This window comes from Mycobacterium sp. (assembly GCF_035653355.1).
In the GTDB taxonomy this organism is placed as follows: domain Bacteria; phylum Actinomycetota; class Actinomycetes; order Mycobacteriales; family Mycobacteriaceae; genus Mycobacterium.
In genome coordinates, this window is sequence record NZ_DASRBZ010000229.1 from 1 (window position 1) to 18,457 (window position 18,457).

13 protein-coding genes and 1 pseudogene are annotated in these 18,457 nt (G+C 63.1%); 9 read left to right on the top strand and 5 right to left on the bottom strand.

The features are described 5' to 3' along the window. A partial coding sequence (locus tag VFA16_RS07710; protein ID WP_324967247.1) for a DUF2510 domain-containing protein occupies nucleotides 1-201 on the bottom strand: 201 nt, incomplete at its 3' end. Nucleotides 202-1,369: 1,168 nt separating this feature from the next. Between VFA16_RS07710 and VFA16_RS07715 the strand changes: the two genes are divergently transcribed. The 6 genes from VFA16_RS07715 to VFA16_RS07740 all read left to right on the top strand — a co-directional run bounded on the left by VFA16_RS07715 (nucleotide 1,370) and on the right by VFA16_RS07740 (nucleotide 8,483). Then, nucleotides 1,370-1,978, top strand: coding sequence for a hypothetical protein (locus tag VFA16_RS07715; RefSeq protein WP_324967248.1), 609 nt, complete (start codon nucleotides 1,370-1,372; stop codon nucleotides 1,976-1,978). 233 nt (nucleotides 1,979-2,211) lie between these two features. Then, a complete protein-coding gene (locus VFA16_RS07720; protein WP_324967249.1) occupies nucleotides 2,212-3,090 on the top strand; it encodes a protein phosphatase 2C domain-containing protein in 879 nt (292 codons plus the stop codon). Between the two features lie 68 nt (nucleotides 3,091-3,158). Next, nucleotides 3,159-3,884 (top strand): DUF2510 domain-containing protein, encoded by a 726-nt coding sequence (locus tag VFA16_RS07725; RefSeq protein WP_324967250.1) that lies wholly within the window; start codon nucleotides 3,159-3,161, stop codon nucleotides 3,882-3,884. A gap of 116 nt (nucleotides 3,885-4,000) precedes the next feature. Continuing rightward, the gene (locus VFA16_RS07730) at nucleotides 4,001-6,538 is read left to right on the top strand and encodes a protein kinase domain-containing protein (RefSeq protein ID WP_324967251.1); all 2,538 of its coding nucleotides are present in this window, start codon (nucleotides 4,001-4,003) and stop codon (nucleotides 6,536-6,538) included. Nucleotides 6,539-6,728: 190 nt separating this feature from the next. Then, nucleotides 6,729-7,418: an Rv3717 family N-acetylmuramoyl-L-alanine amidase gene (locus tag VFA16_RS07735; protein ID WP_324967259.1), complete on the top strand. Its 690-nt coding sequence runs from the start codon at nucleotides 6,729-6,731 to the stop codon at nucleotides 7,416-7,418. 282 nt (nucleotides 7,419-7,700) lie between these two features. Then, nucleotides 7,701-8,483 (top strand): hypothetical protein, encoded by a 783-nt coding sequence (locus VFA16_RS07740; protein WP_324967252.1) that lies wholly within the window; start codon nucleotides 7,701-7,703, stop codon nucleotides 8,481-8,483. Nucleotides 8,484-8,559: 76 nt separating this feature from the next. Here VFA16_RS07740 and VFA16_RS07745 read toward each other — a convergent pair whose 3' ends face one another. Then, entirely contained in the window at nucleotides 8,560-8,985 is a 426-nt protein-coding gene (locus VFA16_RS07745; RefSeq protein WP_324967253.1) for a hypothetical protein, read from the bottom strand. Between the two features lie 119 nt (nucleotides 8,986-9,104). After that, nucleotides 9,105-9,599, bottom strand: a complete 495-nt coding sequence (locus tag VFA16_RS07750) for a hypothetical protein (protein ID WP_324967254.1) — start codon at nucleotides 9,597-9,599, stop codon at nucleotides 9,105-9,107. A 1,238-nt stretch (nucleotides 9,600-10,837) separates the two neighbouring features. Here VFA16_RS07750 and VFA16_RS07755 point away from each other — a divergent pair. Then, nucleotides 10,838-11,593, top strand: coding sequence for a trypsin-like serine protease (locus VFA16_RS07755; protein WP_324967255.1), 756 nt, complete (start codon nucleotides 10,838-10,840; stop codon nucleotides 11,591-11,593). Nucleotides 11,594-11,626: 33 nt separating this feature from the next. Next, entirely contained in the window at nucleotides 11,627-12,742 is a 1,116-nt protein-coding gene (locus VFA16_RS07760) for an adenylate/guanylate cyclase domain-containing protein (protein WP_324967256.1), read from the top strand. Here VFA16_RS07760 and VFA16_RS07765 read toward each other — a convergent pair. After that, nucleotides 12,739-14,799 (bottom strand): annotated as a pseudogene (locus VFA16_RS07765) (MFS transporter); the annotation flags it as partial. The gene VFA16_RS07760 and the pseudogene VFA16_RS07765 overlap by 4 nt on opposite strands. Nucleotides 14,800-14,934: 135 nt before the next feature. Between VFA16_RS07765 and VFA16_RS07770 the strand changes: the two are divergent. Continuing rightward, nucleotides 14,935-15,921: an NHL repeat-containing protein gene (locus VFA16_RS07770; protein ID WP_324967257.1), complete on the top strand. Its 987-nt coding sequence runs from the start codon at nucleotides 14,935-14,937 to the stop codon at nucleotides 15,919-15,921. Between the two features lie 10 nt (nucleotides 15,922-15,931). On the opposite strand, the gene glgP is transcribed toward VFA16_RS07770, so the two are convergent. Further along, nucleotides 15,932-18,457, bottom strand: a 2,526-nt coding sequence (gene glgP, locus VFA16_RS07775) for an alpha-glucan family phosphorylase (protein WP_324967258.1), incomplete at its 5' end; no start/stop codon positions are given.

Here is an 18,457-nt window from a genome sequence, read left to right on the forward strand (position 1 = left end):
TGGCATGGGTGCAGACGCGGCTCCGGTCGGCGCGGCAGCGGCTGGAGTCGGCGGTGGCGACGGTGGCGGCGATGCCTGCTGGCGCCCCCCCGCAGCTGGTTTTCGCTGACGATGCGGTGTCCATTCTTGACCGTCCCAGTAACGCTGGGCGTTCGGGTCCTGTGGGTCGTCGTACCAGCCCGGCTGGTTGGGTGTCGTCATGGGTGGATCCTCCTATTCTCCGGACTTCCCCGACCCATCCATTAGAGGTACATCGAGAAAGACGATCGTACTTTTCGCTATTTGCGTTTGCGGTGGTATTCGCTACTTCTCGCCGAGTTGAAACCGGATCAGATACGGGTTCGCTACATGGGCGCCAGCTCCACTGTGCTCCAACGCCCAGCGGCTATGGATCCTCCGTCGCCAACCTCCTGCCGATGGCCAGGCTGTTGCTTCTTACTTCTTCTTCCTTCCCGACTACCGCTCTGCTGACTTGACCAGTCCTGTTCTGTGAGATCAAGTCACTTCCTGGGGAGCTTTGCTGCGGCAGATCGTGAGAAAACTTCCACGGACGCCTTGGAAGATTCTTGGTGGTTCCTCGCCGCCTCTGGCTGGCGACAGGTGAAAGTTGCGATTCGATGCGAAAGTCACTGCAACCCAACAGCTTCTACCAGGGATCAGCACGGCTATGCGGCTCCTGAAACTGTTCAGAGCCCCTTGGAAGCGGGGGCGCGATATCAACGCTGACGGCGGTAGCAGCAGGCGGGTTAGCCATTCCACGAACTTCCGCAGCAACCGCTTTGGCGTCGACGAGTTGCGCACCCGCCGCTCTGCCCGCACTGAGGAGCCAATTGAGGTTCCTCCAAGCCGTCAGTTCCATCCCGGGGGGTCGCCGTAACGGCCCGCCACGCAAGACGCGGGCCGACTAAGACAGCGCAGCACCGGCCATGGCTGCTCCATTGGATTCTTCGGGTGCAACGCCCGCAGGATCGACTCGCGGCGACCGCTGGTCATTGCGCGGACTGCGAGCCCACCCAATTTGTGTACGCCGGCAATGGTGTCCAGATCGGGAGATTGTCGCCCAGAAGAAGGACCTAAAGAACGCATCGGGCAACTCCGGTTGCTCTGTACACAGGTCGGTCGTCGAAGGGCCGGGTGCTCTCACGGCAGACCAATAGCTTTGTTCTTTACCCGCGAGTGATTTAACCAGGGCCGGATGCCCGCTATAGCACGCGAAAAGCCCCTTTTGCACGAGTGCGGCAGTACACTTTGACGGCCGGGTCACGGGGTAGCTGGTCGACCGATGATTCCGGGGAGAGCGGGGTGGCCTGTCGTGGAGCCTAAAGGATCGATTCTGCTGGTTTACTTCGTTGCTGACGAGTCCGGCTCGATGGGCCGCAACATCGACGAACTCAACAACGGCTTAGCCTCGCTGCACGACGCGTTGCAACGAGAGTCGTTCGCCGCCGCCAAGGTTCGGTTGTCGGTAATCGGTTTTTCCGACACAGCGTTTACCTACCTTGAACCCGCCGACTTGCGTGTCCTCCAAGGGATGCCGGTGCTGACAGCCCAGAGCCTGACCTCCTATGCCGCAGCGTTCGACCAACTCGCGTATCGCATCAGCGTGGACATTCCCAGCCTGAAAGCTCAGGGCTACACCGTGCACCGTCCGGCGGTGTTTTTCTTAACCGATGGTCTGCCGAACGAAAACGAAGATTGGCGCTCAGTTCGAGCAAATTTGCTGGCCCAACCTGCTGCGCCCAACATCCTTGCCTTCGGCATCGGGGATGCCGACGCGGCGGTCATCGGCGAGGTTGCGACCAAACCCCACTTCGCTTTCGTTGCCGCGCGGGGGGTGGACGCGGGTGCGGCCATCTCCGAGTTCCTTACCTCGCTGACGCAATCGGTGATCAGCTCCGGGCAGGCCTTGGCGTCCGGGTCGGCTGAATTGCAATTTGAAAAACCAGAAGGGTTTACTTTGGCCGTCGACGTCGTGTAGTCCGAGCGGTCATGGTGGCGTGGCGCAGCCGAAAACACGGGGAACCCCGCGAGGTAGCCGCTGCGCCGCTGCAACCGCCGACAGTACGGCGAGCCGCTCCCGCCCCCGAACCAATAGCACCTAGTACAAGCGCATCGGCCCCCGATGTCTCAAGCGTTGCCGAGGTCGTTGGGACCACCGTCGTCCCGCAGATCACAATCGGAGCTCCCTCGCCGACGGTGGAACCATCGGCGATGGCTGCGGGCTATTGCTCACTGCCTTTTCGTCCCGATGTGGTGATCGATGGGTGGTCCACCGATCTCATAATTGTGCGCGGAGTGTCGCAGCGCGGACACCTTCACCGCTACAACGGCGCACCACGGCAAGATGAATTCGCATTGCATCATCTGGCCGACGGACGCGTGATTGCGCTTGTCGCCGACGGGGTTTCGGGGGCACCACAATCACATATCGGTGCGAGCACCGCCATCAAGCAAGCCGCCGAATGGCTGCACTCCCAGCTCGGCGATGACGTCGCCAACACCGACTGGTTGGCCCTTCTCAAAAGCGCCGCATGGGCGCTCAGCGAGCGAGCCCAAATCCTTCTAGGACTTGACGCGCCCGATCCGGTGCGCGCCGAGCAGGAACTCGCGACAACTTTGGTGTGCGCGGTCATCGAGCCCACCGGCACGGGCACCCTGCGCGCCTACCTGGTGGGTGCCGGTGACTCGCCTGCCTGGTTGCTCTCCGCTGGACGATTCGTCGAGGTCCTCGCCGGCAAGACAGTGTCAGCGTCTGGGATTGCGTCATCGGCAGTGGTTGGATTACCGCGCGTGCCAACCGAAGTGACACCCCAAGTGATCGACATTGCAAGCGACGACGTGCTGTTGATCGGCACCGACGGAATCGGTGATCCCCTGGGCAAGGGACAAGGCGGGGTGGGCGACCTGTTTCGTGAAGTGTTGACCAAGCCGTCGGTGCCCTCGCTGATCGAATTCGCCCACGCGGTGGACTTCAGCCGCGAGACGTTCGACGACGACAGGACTCTCGTCGCAGTATGGCCAAGAAAACAGGCCAAGGAGACCTTGGCGCGCCAAGGATCCTCCAAGGCATTTCCGCCAACGTTGCCGTGACTTCAACCAATCGGTGCGAGTGACTAACCCGCAACCCGATCCTGGACGTCTCCCATAAGGAGAAGAAGATGACAACTCAGCCACCGGGCGCAGACTGGTACCCGGATCCCAGCGGCAAGCCCGGCCTCATGTATTGGGATGGCCGGCAGTGGCATAAAGACATCCCCGAGACGACGCCGGCTGACCAGTCGCCCGCCCAGGAAGTGTCAACGGCTCCGCACCCCCAGCGGCATGCGGCCCTGATCACCGCGCTGTGCGCGGCCGTCGCGCTCCTGGTTGGCGTCGTCGCTATCGCCGGATACCTGCTGCTCAAGCAGTCGCACCGGTCGCAAACCTCACCCGCCCAACCCGCACCGGCTTCCTCAGTTCCAACGGCACAACCCGCGCCCCCTTCGGCGTCCATCGCGCAACCCAGGCCGCCTTCATCACAGGCAGCTCCTTCGGCCGCCGCCCCCAGCGCCGACCTCTCGGGGCTGGCCCCGTTCGCGCGGGAGTGGCGTGGGATGCGGGAAAGTGTCGTGATCGAGAGCACCGGCCACGGTCATTACCACTACATGATGGCCTGCGCGAGCTGTTCAATGGCTGACATGCCTTACAACACATTGGATTTCACGCTGACGAAGGTCTCCAATGGCACGGCCAGTGGGACTGTCACCGCCAGCTCAGACCCACAGTTCCCGGTAGGCGAACCGGTCGCAGCCACGCTGGGCGAGCAGGACACCATTCAGTGGGCCGTGGGAGGCAAGAACATCGGACTCTTCTGCGGCTCCAATGCCGCGCTGTGCGGCAGCTGAAAGGCAGCACGTGATGGGGATGCCGCGCTGCGGCCCGCCTTGTTGGCGAATTGACCATGAGCACGCGGCCAGTTCGCTAGCATCGGCCAGCGGGGGTGCGGTGATGGGAGGCCGCAGTGGATGAGGTGGTGTTCGGGCGATACCGGCTGATCGCGTTGATCGGCGAGGGCGGCATGGGCAAGGTGTATAAGGCTCATGACAGCGTGATCGGCCGTGATGTGGCGATCAAAGTGCTGCCCACCGAGCTAAGCGCCGAGCCCGGTTATCGGGAACGGTTTCGCCGCGAGGCCTATACCGCAGCCCGGCTGACTGAGCCGCACATCATCCCGATCTATGACACCGGGGAAGTCGACGGTCAGCTCTATTTGGTGATGCCGGTTATCGACGGAGTCGACCTGCAAGGTTTGCTGGCGCATGACGGGCCGATGAGCCCGCAACGGAGCGTGCATGTGATCGCGCAACTGGCTGCTGCGTTGCACGCCGCGCACACGGTGGGGTTGGTGCACCGGGACATTAAACCGTCGAACGCGCTGGTGACCGCTGACGATTTTGTCTATCTGATCGACTTCGGTATCGCTCACGACGCCGCGGCCACCAAACTGACGAGCACTGGGATGGTGGTCGGCACCTGGGCCTACATGGCTCCGGAGCGCTTCACCACCGGCACTGCCGATGCTCGCTCCGACGTCTACGCGCTGGCGTGTGTGCTCTATGAATGCTTGACCGGCGTACAGCCCTTCCCCGGCGACAGCATGGAACAACAGGTCGGCGGGCATCTGACATTAGACCCGCCCAAACCCAGTCGTCTTAACCCAGCCATCCTGGCCGGTTTTGACGACGTGATCGCAACGGGCATGGCCAAAATCCCCGACCAGCGCTACCAGACCGCCCGAGAACTGGCCTCCGCCGCCCAGCAAGCCCTGACTACCGCCACGTCACAACCGCCCAGCGCTCCCACCTTGCTTGCCGAGTCCATCCGCCCCGCAACTGAAGCCGACACAGCTCAGCCAGAGCCGGCTGACTCCCCGCCTTCACAACACGGTGGGAAATCTGGAAAGCCCCGCCAGGTGATTAAGCGTGAGAAGTTGGGTGCGTTGACCAAGATCGGTCAGGGTGGTCAGGGGGTGGTTTATCAGGCGCCCAATGTGAAGACCAAGTTCGCGTCGTCGATGGTCTATAAGGAATACAAACCTCAGACTCGCGCCGGGATTGATTTCACCGCGCTGGCCGCCATGCCCGCCCTGGTGGAGGAGTCGCTGTCGTATGCCCAGGCTGAGCGGCTGATCTCGTGTGCCGCGTGGCCGTGTGCCCTGGTCGAAGATGCCGGGGCGCCAACGGGATTCGTGATGCCTGCCATCCCCGAGGCGTTCTTTCTCGAGCTGACCACGGTCAAAGGGGTGTCGAGGACTACCGCGGAGTTTCAGCACTTGCTCAATCATTCCTCGGTTTTGGCGGCCCGCGGCATCGAACTCGATGACGTACAACGCTATACGTTGTTGCGCGAGGCCGCTTCAGCGCTGGCGTTCATCCACAAACACGGTGTGTGCGTGGGGGATATCTCTCCGAAGAACTTGCTGTTCTCGCTGACCCCGCATGAAGCGATCTATTTCATCGACTGCGACGCGATGCGCATCAACGGTGTGTCGGCGCTGCCCCAGATGGAAACGCCGGGATGGGACGCACCCTCTGGTGAGGAGCTGGCCACCATCTACACCGATGCCTACAAGCTGGGGCTTTTGGCTTTGCGGCTGCTGGCCGGTGACCACGACACCAAAAATCCTCACCACATCCCTGCCGCCACACCAAATCTGCTGCGCCAAGCCATCACCGACACATTGACCGGTCAGGCGCACAGCCGCCCGCTGCCCGAAGCGTGGACCTATGTGTTGGGCCACGCCATCGAACACGCCCAGCACCATCAAAAGACCGCAGCCGCGGTTACAGCATCACCCAGCAACATCGCGCTGGCGCCACCGCCAACGCCGGTCGTGCACTCCCGACCACCAGCATCCACCCCGCCCTCCAGACCGCCAACCCCACCACCGCCACAGCCACCGCCGCCCCCTCCGCCGGCATGGCCGCAACCAGCACCAAGCTCATCGAGGACACCCCTTTTGATCGGCGTCGGCTTGGCGGGTTTGGTTGTGGCCGCGGTAGTTGTGTTGGTGGTTGTGCTTGCTAATCAGAACAACTTCTCACCATCAAGCGCACCGGCAACCAGTTCTGAAGCTTCGGCTTACCCGTCCGATTCATACGCCACCTCGACGACGAGTTCTGCGAACACTCCGACTGCGTCGGTGCCTCCCCCTGATTTGGTGCAGACGCCGGACTCTTACGGTGTGAGCTGTTCCAACGGGTATCACCGGTCGGACCGTTCAGGGTGGGCGACCAACTCCGGACGCGGTACCGATGGAACTTCTTGTCTATTCGCGAACAATGTCCTGCAGGCCTATTGGAACACCTATCCCTCGCCGAGCCGTGACTCGCGTGAGGTTATCGCTGGAGGTACGGTGCCGTGCCCTGATGTCAATGCGCACGCAAGTACCCCCATCCCATGCTCCGGCAACGACTTCATCATGACCTGCGTTGCGAATGGCAACGACCCCTGGATAACGTGCACCGGAGGCAATGACGCCAAGGTGTACCTCTACTAGCAGGAAATTCACAACGATTGCAATGGTATACGGCTGGAACCGACGGCTCCCATCGTTGATTGCTACCACCGTGGCGCGCCCAATTCGCCCTCAACGCTTGAGTACCGCAGACCGCGATCTGTTTTCGCGGCTGGAAGGCGTGAGGCACGTGGGTGTGGCGCTGCTGATATTGAACCTCGTGTCGACGGCAATGGTTAACGCACCGAAGGCCTCGGCTGTCAACATCGCCGGCATGGCGGTCTTTCTGGACCCGGGCCACAACAGCCGCTACGACTCCTCGATAGCCCGCCAAATTCCAAACGGCCGGGGCGGTACGAAGCAATGCAACACGACGGGCGCCGCGACCAATGACGGCTACCCCGAACATGCGCTTAACTGGGACGTCGCTCTGCGTATCCGCGATGCACTCAACCAGATTGGTGCACGGACACAGTTGTCCAGGGATGACGACAATTCAGTTGGGCCCTGCGTTGATCAACGCGCCGCGCTTGCCAACGCGATGCATCCGGATGCGATCGTCAGCATCCACGCCGACGGTGGACCGGCTACCGGTCGGGGATTTCACGTGAACTACTCCAATCCGCCGCTGAACGAGGCGCAGACCGGGCCAGCGGTGCAACTCGCGCACGCGATGCGCGATTCACTGCGAGCATCGGGTCTTCAACCTTCTACCTATATCGGATCTGACGGTCTGTACGGCCGCGCCGATCTCGCAGGCTTGAATCTGTCGCAGTATCCGGCGGTTCTGGTCGAGCTCGGCAACATGAAAAACGGCGAAGATGCCGCGCAGATGCAAAGCGCCGATGGGCGGGCCAAATATGCCGCAGCAGTCACCGACGGGATAGTCGCGTATCTCACCGGAAAGGCGTCTGGTACCTGAAACGAGTACGACCATCACCGCTGCGGGTAATGCAACACGACACTGGGAATCGTTGACAGCAAACGGTTTGGGAAGGATCGTCGAACAGCATGTCGCAGCAGTCTTCGAGCGTCCTCTGCCGACCGAGGACCGACGGCCATGCGCGGTAGTTACGGCAATAGCGTCAGACGAGGCTGTGCTACCACCCTCTTAGCCGCGGTCTGCATCGTCCTGACAAGTTGTGTATTTGCCAGGCACCATCATCCAGCTCCTGCGTCCACGTCGCCGGCCCCGAACCCAGCGGTGCATCACACCGCTGCGCCCACAACACCACCCGCGCCCGGATCGGCTCTGAGTGGCGCAGCCACGTCGCTGGGCGCAGAGTTCACTCAGCTGGAGAACCAGCTGCACGCCAAGATGGGTATCGCCATCAGTGCCGTCGGCGCCAACCCAAAGCAGCTCGTCTTCGGCGACTGGACAAGCGGACCCGCGTGGTCGACGATGAAAGTCCCGGTGGCCATTACCGCGTTGGGTGAAGAAAACCCACCAACCGTCACCGACGCGATGCGGGCCGCCATCACCGCGTCGGACAACGCGGCCGCCGAGTCGATCTGGGACGACCTGGGCGGCAATTCCGTCACGGCAGCGCACAAAGTCGAAGTCGTCTTGAACAAATACGGTGATCCGACGACCGTGGAGTGGCAGAAGAAGCGACCCCCGTTCACCGCGTTCGGCCAGACGATCTGGTCGCTGACCAATCAGGTCCGGTTCACCGCGGCAGCGGTGTGCGACAACGCCAGCGCACCGATCTTCGCGCTGATGGGTCAAATAGAGGCCGATCAGCGTTGGGGGCTTGGGGTAATCCCGGATACCCGGTTCAAAGGTGGGTGGGGCCCCTCACCCGCGGGTAGGTATCTGGTGCGGCAGCTGGGGGTGCTGAAGACGCCGACCGGCCTGACCGCCGTTGCGGTGGCTACAGAGCCGGCAACGGGATCGTTCGACGACGGCATGCAAGAACTCACCGAAGTAAGCAAGTGGTTGACTTCCCATATGGCGGAATTGCCCACCGGACAATGCGATCACTAGAAACCACCACCGCGGTAACGCCCTGTCGAACAGGCGATTTCAGCTCTAGCTAGCGGAACCTGTCCACGCGTACGAATCAGAACGGATGGACGGTGGTATCGCTGCCGATGAGCATGCCGTGTCCAGTGCCGGCGTTCGTGAAGCGAATGCCGTCGCCGCGCGCCACGACCGTCCAGCCCTGGATGTGATACGTCTGGCCGGGGACGAGGGTGTCGAGAGGAGCATGGTTGTCGCCGATGCCGATGTTCGCACTTCGGTAGCTGAACTTCCCTGACGCAGTGACGAAGGCCTGATCGTCGCCCGCCGGGGCGCCGACGAAACTCCCCTGGCAGATCACATTGGGGCCGATCCCCGGATCTGCATCATCAGAGCCGATCTCACAGAGCATCGTTGGGGTGCGAGTGTTCACCTTCGTGTCGTGTCCTGGCGTGGGATCTGCACTTGCCAGTGGTGCAAGAGTCAGCGCGGCGATGCCCAGCCCTGCTAGTGCAATTCTCCTCATCTCGGTCCTTCCTCAGAGCAGTCTGACACCTTCCTGGGGCCGCCGGACAGGTTCGGGCTTTTTCCATTGCGATGGCGAGCGTGGTCTTCCACATGCTGATTCCTGTTGTATGAGTCATGTCAGAACGAGTTAAAGTTCTGGGGGGCGACGGCCATTCCGTGACCGGTCGTGTCGTTGATGAATCGCGCCCAACCGCCACTAACCACGATCGTCCAGCCGTTGGCGTGATAAGACTCGCCGTTGGCGAGCTGCTGTGTATCGGGAGACGATCCGATGTCACCAGGATTGTGATTGACCATGCCCGCGGTGTTGATGGCAACCTCGGGCGCGGGATCGGTACACGTATAAGCGTTGGTTATGACCTGTCCCGGCACACACGTCTGGCACGTGACCTGTTGCACCGTAACTTGACAGCTCGTCCCCCACGAAGTCTTGAAGTACAACGACGCCGGAATTGGCCCCAAAGACGTTGTGAGCGACGGGCTTCGCTCTGAAGCCAGCGCCGGTTGCGCAGTTCGTGGCTGCGATCGGCTCGACTGCTGCACCAGAAGGTAGCCGGCGAGGACCACCACACCAGCCAGGACCGCGAGGGCCACGCAAAGCGCGGCGGTCACCGCCCTACGGTGCCGGGGTTGCGGGCTCGTCGAGATCGGCTGAACGAGCGGGTGATCAGCCGGTCGCGGTATCTCAGGAATACCTTTGTGCCATTGCTGGCCATCCCAATTCATCTGGCCTTGCTTGCCGCTGGAATCCGGGTACCAGTCGCCGTCCCTTGATTGAGTCATCGTCTTCTTCCCCTGAAGGAAAATGCCGCAGATCTGTCACTGGTACCGATTGGTGAAGTCATGCCAACGTTGACGGAAACGCCTTGGAGGATCCTTGGGCCCGACATCATGGATCAACCCGAGCCGGGCTATCACTACCTTGCGGGGCAATGCTTTGCCCGTTGACGGTGGCAGTGATGTGCGCGGGCCTGTTGGGATCGGCATGCGCGTGTCAGGGCAACGCCAGCCGCGACTACCGCAGCGGCGGTCATTGATCTGTTTGCGGGTGTTACTTTCTCATCGCTGCTGATTGCCCGGGGCGCCCTGGAGGTACGGATACTGCGCGGGGTCGTACGCTCCAGGTTGACCACACTCCCACGGGATCAGCATTGCCTGATACGGGGTAGGTGGAGGCTGGCCGGGCGGCGGGTAAAGCGGAGCCAGGCAGGCTGCGCACGCCTGCCTGACTTCCTCGGCATTCTGGGGGGTCGCATTCTGGCTGCATGGCCCGGCGGGTTGCCTGGGAGCCAGACCGGGCGTTGCCTGCGCGGGTGGAGCAATGGCGAGGGCCAAAGTCCCAGCCACTACGGCGATCCTCGTTCCCACCGCCATCCTGGGCCGTTGGGGAGGGCGGCCGCAGCGGCGAAGCCTTTTCTTCATCATTTCTCCGTCTCGGGGATTCTGCGCGATAAGCGTGTTTGTGTAACGTTGCTCGGTACGAGGGAGCATATGCCTTTATGAGCATGACCACCTTGGATCCGGCAAGCAATACAGTCATCCTGCAAAGGGTCGGATCTTTGGTTGGCGCGTCAGCTTCCGGTCAACTCGTTGCGTTCATCGACCAAGTCCGATAGAGCGGCCTGGCGTCTCGGGTCCAGGGTGCTGTGCATTGTCGCTTCCGGTTGAACTCTGAGCAGTTTCTTCCGGTCGAAAATTGAGCAGGGGTTTCCGCTCATGCGTTAGAAAGCCCCGCAACGGCCAATCCGTTGAGAATCCTCCAAGGCGTCCGCCGCACCCTAATCAGACCAACGGCAGACCGACGTCTGCCCGCCCCGATTGCCTCTGGCAACGAGATTAGGAACGAGACGATGAGGAAAGCAATGATCGCAGCGGTGGCCGCCGTTGCCATTGCATGCGCAATTGCGCTATCGATGCTCGCCGTGCCGCAAGCGAACGCCGCAACCAACGCCGATTGGACTTGGCCTGGAATGCAGTACGACATCTACAAGAACGGTTCGTGGTACAACTGCAGCGTGGGGTTCCCTGCCTGGAATAGCGCAGGCACACGGTATTTCATCTCCGCTGGGCACTGTTTCCGCAGTGAGTCAGGTACCCATTACCAGCAACCTGGCGGGGCTGAGGTCGAGATCTACAGTCCGTCAAACCATTACACCGCCGTAGGCTTTGAACGCACGTATACGGTCCCCAGTGGAGGCATGTATGACGACGTGTCGTTGGTCGAGATGTTTCCCGGCCAAAAGCTGTATGGCAATGGCTGGCAACATATTCCAGACAATCCCGTAGCTGGAGCTGTAGGTGATGAGGCCTGCCTGGTGGGTGATCGGCACGACACATCAAACTGCGGAGCGGTGACAGCTACGGGGGTACGGCAGACCGTGACCGGCTATCCGTGGATGGAAGATGTCACCACCGCGTCGTACTGTGCGCACCCGGGTGACAGCGGCGGGGCGGTCTACAACAGCCGCGGAGCTCTTGGTATCGAGGTCACTGGAGTGACCGCGGACAACGACCCGGGTACGCAAGGGCCCTGCAGGAGCTCATTCATCCCCATCGCGCGGGTATTAGAAGTTCTACGCGTAGAAAACCCCTCGCTGACTATCTAGTCTTGCGCTTCTGTAGTTGTTTCCCTAACGAGTATGATCAGCCCGGTCGAGTTCGAAACCAACGAACTCGGACGGCGTCCATGTCACCGAGTGTTGGGCGCGGCGACGGCTAGCGGCGAGGCGATGATGGCGGCCTTTGTCAATGTGCCGGGCGGGCAGCCCGGCGAGCCGCTGAGCTACCTCGTCGTCGACGAGGCCGGCTCAAAACGCAACGTGCCGATTTTCGATCAACTGTTTGTCGGTAGGGAATGCGCGGGAATCAGCGAACAACGCAGGTTACTGATCGATGATCCCGAGATCTCCCGCACCCACCTCGAGATCCGGCTCGATGCCGAAACCGACCAGGCTTTCCTGATCGACACCAGCAGTAACGGCACGCTGCTCAACGGAGTGCGGTTAGAACGCGCGGTTCTGCTGCCGATCCGCCCCGGTGACGAAATTCGGATCGGCGATGTGGCACTTACCTTCTGCTCGCAGCGGTTCACCGCCGTCCCCGCGAAAGTTGCGCAGCGCACGCGGGCCCGGTTCAGCCAGGCGGCCATGGTGATGGTGGTCGGAGACATCGTCAATTACTCGACGATCTCTCAGGTGACAGACGAGGGGGTCATAGCGCACAGCTTGCATAGGCTGTGGGATCAGCTCGGCGGTGTTCTGCAGGCCCACCACGGCACGCTTGCCCACTACGCCGGCGATGCGCTGTTCGCGGTCTGGGAGCTAGGTAGGTTCCCGAATGCGGCCGAGCTGGCGATCGACTTCGCGCTGGCCGCCAATCAATGTGTCGAGCAGCTCGGACCCGAGCTACCGTTGCGCGGCCCGGACGGCTCGCCGATCCACATGGGCTGGGGGGTGGTGCGCGGTATGGCCGCATTAGCCGCGATGACCAGATCAGCCGATGCGGTGATCGGCGATGCGACCAACCTGGCATTCCGGTTATCGGGGATTGCCGGTCGCGAAGGACGGGCAGCGGTGATGGCGACCAGCGGCGTGCACCGTGCAGCTGCTGAGCAGTTCAGTTGGGGTACAGGCGAATCCGTCGAAATCAAGGGCCGAAGCGGGACGGAGACCGTGTATCCGGTCATCGCGCGCAGAACGTCCGAGACGCCTTATCCAGCGGAACCGACGGCGCCGCAAGACATCGCTCGGCCCTAGCGCTGCGCCACCTCCATAATTCGCGGCAAGGCTTCGCGGGTTGCGATCCGGCCGGCCTCGCGGGCGACGTCGATTTGGTGACTCGAGGAATCCGACGCCGCCGGTGTCGGGATGGATAGCAACGTCGACTCGCGCGAGCATCTCGGACGACGCCATCGCGCTACCGATAGTCATCGTCCGCATGAGCGTGTCGACGATGCTCGGGACCCGCGGGGCGCATGGCTTTTCCGTCGCTGCGGCCGCGCGTGCATCGTTACCGCTGCCGATGCTGACCGCAATCAATGGGCCCTCCTCGCCCGCCAGCGTGCCCACGGGCAGGTTGTCCAGCACGCCACCGTCGACGTGCAAAGTGCCGTCGTAGATGATCGGCGCGTACAGACCCGGCACCCGCAAGGAACAGCCGATGACCTCGGCGAGCGGTCCTCGGCGATGCACGACAGTCCGTCGGGCCAGCAGATCGACGCTGACACAGCGGAATTCCTTGGGCAGCTCCTCCACCAGCCGCCCGTCACGAGCGCCGTATAGGGCGGCCAGCGTACGGCGCCCGCTGATAAGCCCCTTGCTCGGCAGGGTGTAGTCGCTGGTCGGGTTGCTGCGGATGAAGTACCCGTAGATGTTCGCGTCGACCGCAGCCGCATCCTTACCGGTGGCTGCGAATCCCGCGATGATCGCTCCCATACTGGTGCCGGCGAATCGGTCGACCACCACACTGGCAGCCTCCAGCTCCTCTAGGACGCCAAGATGGGCGAACACCCGCGCGGCACCACCGCTGAGAACCAGCCCGATCGAGCGGCCCGCGATGCGCGCGGCGAGCGGACGCAAATCAGCGGTCCCGTGTGCGGACGGACAATATGCAGCGACCGCGGTGTTATCAATTCCTCCCACGCGCGCCGGTCGTCCCGGCTTGCAGGCGGTTCTGTCAGCACGAGGTCGGCATTGACTGCTCGCGCAGGCAGCGCTTCGGATGGGGGCGCCGGATCACCTGCCACAACACGACACGGTCGGCCGACCGCAAGCAGAACTCCCGCCAGTCGGCATCATCGGTGCCCGCGTGCAGCACAACTTTGTCCGCAGCCCGCTCGGCTCGTTCCAACCCGTCGCGGTCGACGCGGCCGGGTTCACTACCCGTAGCCGTGCCGACAACGCCGTGATTAGTCCGGTGGCCACCATCGATGCGAGCGCGTTGGCGTCGACGCCGACGACGGCGACAACCACCGCAGGTGATGGCGGGCGCCGTACTGTGGGCGGCTGATTCTGGTGCAACCGCCTGGCCAGCACCCGAACCAGTGCCGCGAAAACGCCGGCGTCGGCAATCTTCTCGAATTCACCCTTGGTGAGCCGAATGAGCGTCGAATCGCGCACGGCAAGAACTGACGCGGAGCGGGGCGCATCGATCAGTATTCCGAGCTCGCCGAGGACTTCGCCGCGGCCCAATTCCCTGAGTACCATGTCATTTTGGAGTACCTGAAGGCGGCCGCTTCGCAGTACGTAGAGAGAATCGGACGGGTCGCGCGCGTGGAAGAGGTACGAGCCCGCCTCCAGCTCAACCTGTTCTGCGTGGTCTCGCAGCTCCGTTAGTGCGGCCGGGTCAAGCCCCCGAAACAGCGGCAGAGCTCCGAGCGGATCGGCCTCGCCGTCCACGGCCGGCGGAAGTTCGGCCGGTAGAGACACAATGCCGCGCGTGGACCCCGACGCCGGCGGGTCGACCCTCAGTGGGGACTCGAACTCGTCTGCCGCTGCGTTGAGGTGGCGGGCGCGACCTAGCAGCACGCTGCTGATCGCAACCGCTGCAAAACAGACTGCGGCCAGTACCCAACCCCGCCGCAGCGCCTCTTCGGCGGCGCCGCGAGCCGGCGTCCCGATCACCACCACCAGCAACACGCTACCGATCACCGCGCCGAGCTGGCGGGTGCTGCTGACGACCGCAGACGCGGTGGCGTAACTGCCCCCAGCTCAGCCAGAGCGGCGCTGCCCAACATTGGCAGCGTCGCACCCACTCCTACGCCCTGCAGCAGTTGGCCGGGTAGCCACTCTGTGAGGAAATGTGGTTTGGGCCCGCCGCTCGGTTGCGGTTGAGCGTCGGCGTCGCTCGGCTGTCACCGCCGATACGTCATCGGCTTCGGGAGCCGCCAGCTTCCAGCGAATGGTGTTCTCGCCGGGTACTTTGCGCCGCGACAGCATAAGGTGCAGCGATGAGCTCTCATTGTGCTCGTTGTTTGCAACGCATCACCGGCATCGTCGCGATCATCGCGATAGGTACTGCCTGCGGCGGCAAAGGCACCGTCAGTCCCAGCAGTCGCACGACACCCACGACCAGTGCGGCACAACCGACTTCGGGGCAATCCTCGCAACCAGCACCGCCCGCCGGGCCGACAATGGTGCTGCCTTTCAGCGGCCTCGATCGCCCCGCCGGTGTGGCGGTGGACCCCAACGGCGCCGTCTACGTCACCGACAGCGGCAAAAATCGGGTGGTGAAACTATCGGCAAAATCGAACGCGCAGAGCGTGCTGCCGCTCACCCGCCTGAACAACCCTGCTGGTGTGGCTGTCGACAACGGCGGCAACCTCTACGTCACCGACGCCGACAACAACCGCGTGCTATGGGCACACGCTCCGCGGTCCGCCCCGTCTCCGCCATGGCAAGCCACCTCCAGCACCGAGTGGATAGGACCCTTCAGCGGCCTGCGGACACCTCAGGGTGTCGTTATGAAGGCGACCAAAGAGTTCTATGTCGTCGACAGCGGCAACAACAGGGTGCTGCATTGGAAGACCGGTATGAACGCCCCGGAGGTGCTCGCCTTCGCCGGCCTCAACCAACCGGACGGAATCGCGGTGGACGGCAACGACAACGTTTGGATCACCGACACCGGCAACAACCGAGTGCTGCAACTACCGTCACACTCCAACGCCACCCAGACGGTGCTGTCGATCACCGGTCTCAACAACCCACACGGCGTGACAGCGGACCCCGACGGCGTCTACGTCACCGACAGCGGAAACAACCGGGTGCTGAAACTGAAGACGGATCCCGCCACCAAGGTCACCACCCTGTCCACGCTGCCTTTCACCGGTCTCAACAACCCGCGCGGCGTGGCAGCGGACGCCCAAGGCAACGTCTACGTCGTCGACGCCGGCAACAACCGAATCCTGAAGCTGGCAAAGGCTTTCGCGGCGCAGTAAGTCAGCCCTGTTAGGCCAGCGTGACCAGACCTAGTTCATTGGCCCCCGCGAGCAGCGGGTGGTTGGGCAACACCCGCACGGTGTAGCCGACGGCCCCCGCTACCGGCAGCGGGGTCGTCGTCGAGAAAACCTGGCGACCCGCACCTGCACTGCCGGTGTGTGACATCTCGATCGTGACGGGGTCTCGCAGGCTGTCGTCGGCGTCGACCCTCCCCAGCAGCGATTGCACCGTCACCTCGTCGGGACGAAGCCCGGCCAGCTGCACGGTCGCGGTCAACGTCAGCTTCGAGCCCAAGACCGGGGTATCGGGCAAGCCGGTGCTGTCGACGTCGGTGATGCGGATACTCGGCCACGCCTGGAACGCCCGCCGGCGGTAGGCGGCCAGATCACGGGCCGCGTCGAAAGGAGCACCGCCGTCGGCGCCGACGGTGCGGCGCAGTGACTGCGCGGCTGGGGTGTAGTAACGCTCGACATAATCCCGCACCATGCGTGAGGCAAGGACCTTCGGCCCGAGCGATTGCAGCGTGTGCCGAACCATCTCGATCCACCGCGGTGGCACGCCGCGTTCGTCACGCTCGTAGAACTTGGGCGCTACAGATTGCTGCAGCAGGTCGTACAGTGCGCTGGCCTCTAGGTCGTCGCGACGGCTGGTATCAGCTACCCCGTCGGAAGATGGGATGTCCCAACCGTTTTCACCGTCGTACCACTCGTCCCACCAGCCGTCGCGGATGGATACATTCAATCCGCCGTTGAGCGCGCTCTTCATTCCCGAGGTGCCGCATGCCTCAAGGGGTCGCAGCGGATTGTTCAGCCAGACATCGCAGCCCCAGTACAACCGCCTAGCCATCGACATGTCGTAGTCGGGCAGGAACGCAATGCGGTGGCGCACCTCGGGTCGGTCGGCGAACCGCACCACTTGCTGGATCAGTGCCTTGCCGCCGTCGTCGGCCGGGTGGGACTTGCCGGCGACGATCAGCTGGATCGGCCTTTCCTCGTCGAGCAGCAGCCGTTCCAAGCGATCGGGATCGCGCAGCATCAACGTCAGCCGCTTGTACGTCGGCACTCGCCGGGCGAACCCGATGGTGAGGACGTCGGGATCGAATGCCGTCGAGATCCACCCGAGTTGTGCTTCCGACGCACCGCGTTCGAGACATGAACGGCGCAGCCGCAGTCGGACGTCCTCGACAAGCAGTGCCCGCAGTTGCGAGCGGATCGACCACAGCTGCGCGGGATCTACGTGTTGCAGTCGGCGCCACGTCGCGGGCTCGCTCAACGAGTCGGAGCCGGCCAACTCACGGCCCAGCTCCACCCACTGTGGTGCTGCCCAGGTAGGCGCGTGCACCCCGTTGGTGATCGACCCGATCGGCACTTCATCAGGGTCGAACCCGCGCCACAGTCCGTTGAACATGGCGCGACTGACCCGGCCGTGCAACTGCGAGACACCGTTGGCGCGTTGGGCCAGGCGCAGGCCCATGTGGGCCATGTTGAACGTGGCCGGGTCGTCCTCGGCGCCCAACTCGATGACCCGCTCGATGGGCACACCGGGCAGCAGCGCGTGCCCGTCGGGCTTATCGGGGTTGTCGCCGAAGAAGCGGCGCACCATATTCACCGGAAACCGGTCGATGCCGGCGGGCACCGGGGTATGAGTGGTGAACACCGTGCTGGAGCGCACGACGGTGAGCGCGGTATCGAAATCCAACCCCGAATCGGTCATCAGTTCGCGGATACGTTCCACACCGAGGAAACCGGCGTGGCCTTCGTTCATGTGATAGACCTCGGGCGCGGGCAGCCCTTCGATGGCGGTAAAGGCGCGAATCGCTCGCACCCCGCCGATGCCGGCGAGGATTTCTTGTTTGATGCGGTGTTCCTGGTCACCGCCGTAGAGGCGGTCGGTGACGCCGCGCAGCGGATGCTCGTTCTCGGGGACGTCTGAGTCCAGCAGCAACAACGGAACCCGGCCGACCTGCGCAACCCAAATCCGAGCGTGCAGCTGCGCCGCATCGGGCAGCGCAATCTCGACCAGCACGGCATGGCCGCCGTCGTCGGTGAGCAGCCGCAAGGGCAGTCCCTGCGGGTCTAGCGAGGGGTACGTCTCGTGCTGCCAGCCGTCCGCAGTCAGCGACTGCCGGAAATAGCCCGACCGGTAGTACAGGCCCACGGCGATCAGCGGCACACCGAGATCGGACGCCGACTTGAGATGGTCGCCGGCGAGGATGCCAAGGCCACCGGAGTAGTTAGGCAACACCTCGGCGACCCCGAACTCCATCGAGAAGTACGCGATCCCGGTGGGCATAGCGACGCCGTCGCTCTCTTGCTGCTGATACCACAGCGGGCGAGTCAGATAGTCGTTCAAATCCGCTGCGAGCTCGTCGAGCCGCGCGACGAAGCCATCGTCGTCAGCCAACTCGTCGAGCCGGGCCGGACTGACCGCCCCCAGCAACGCCACCGGGTCGCGTCCGCACTGCACCCACAATGTGGGATCGATGGTCGCGAACAAGTCCTGCGTCGGCTTTTCCCACGACCAGCGCAAGTTGGT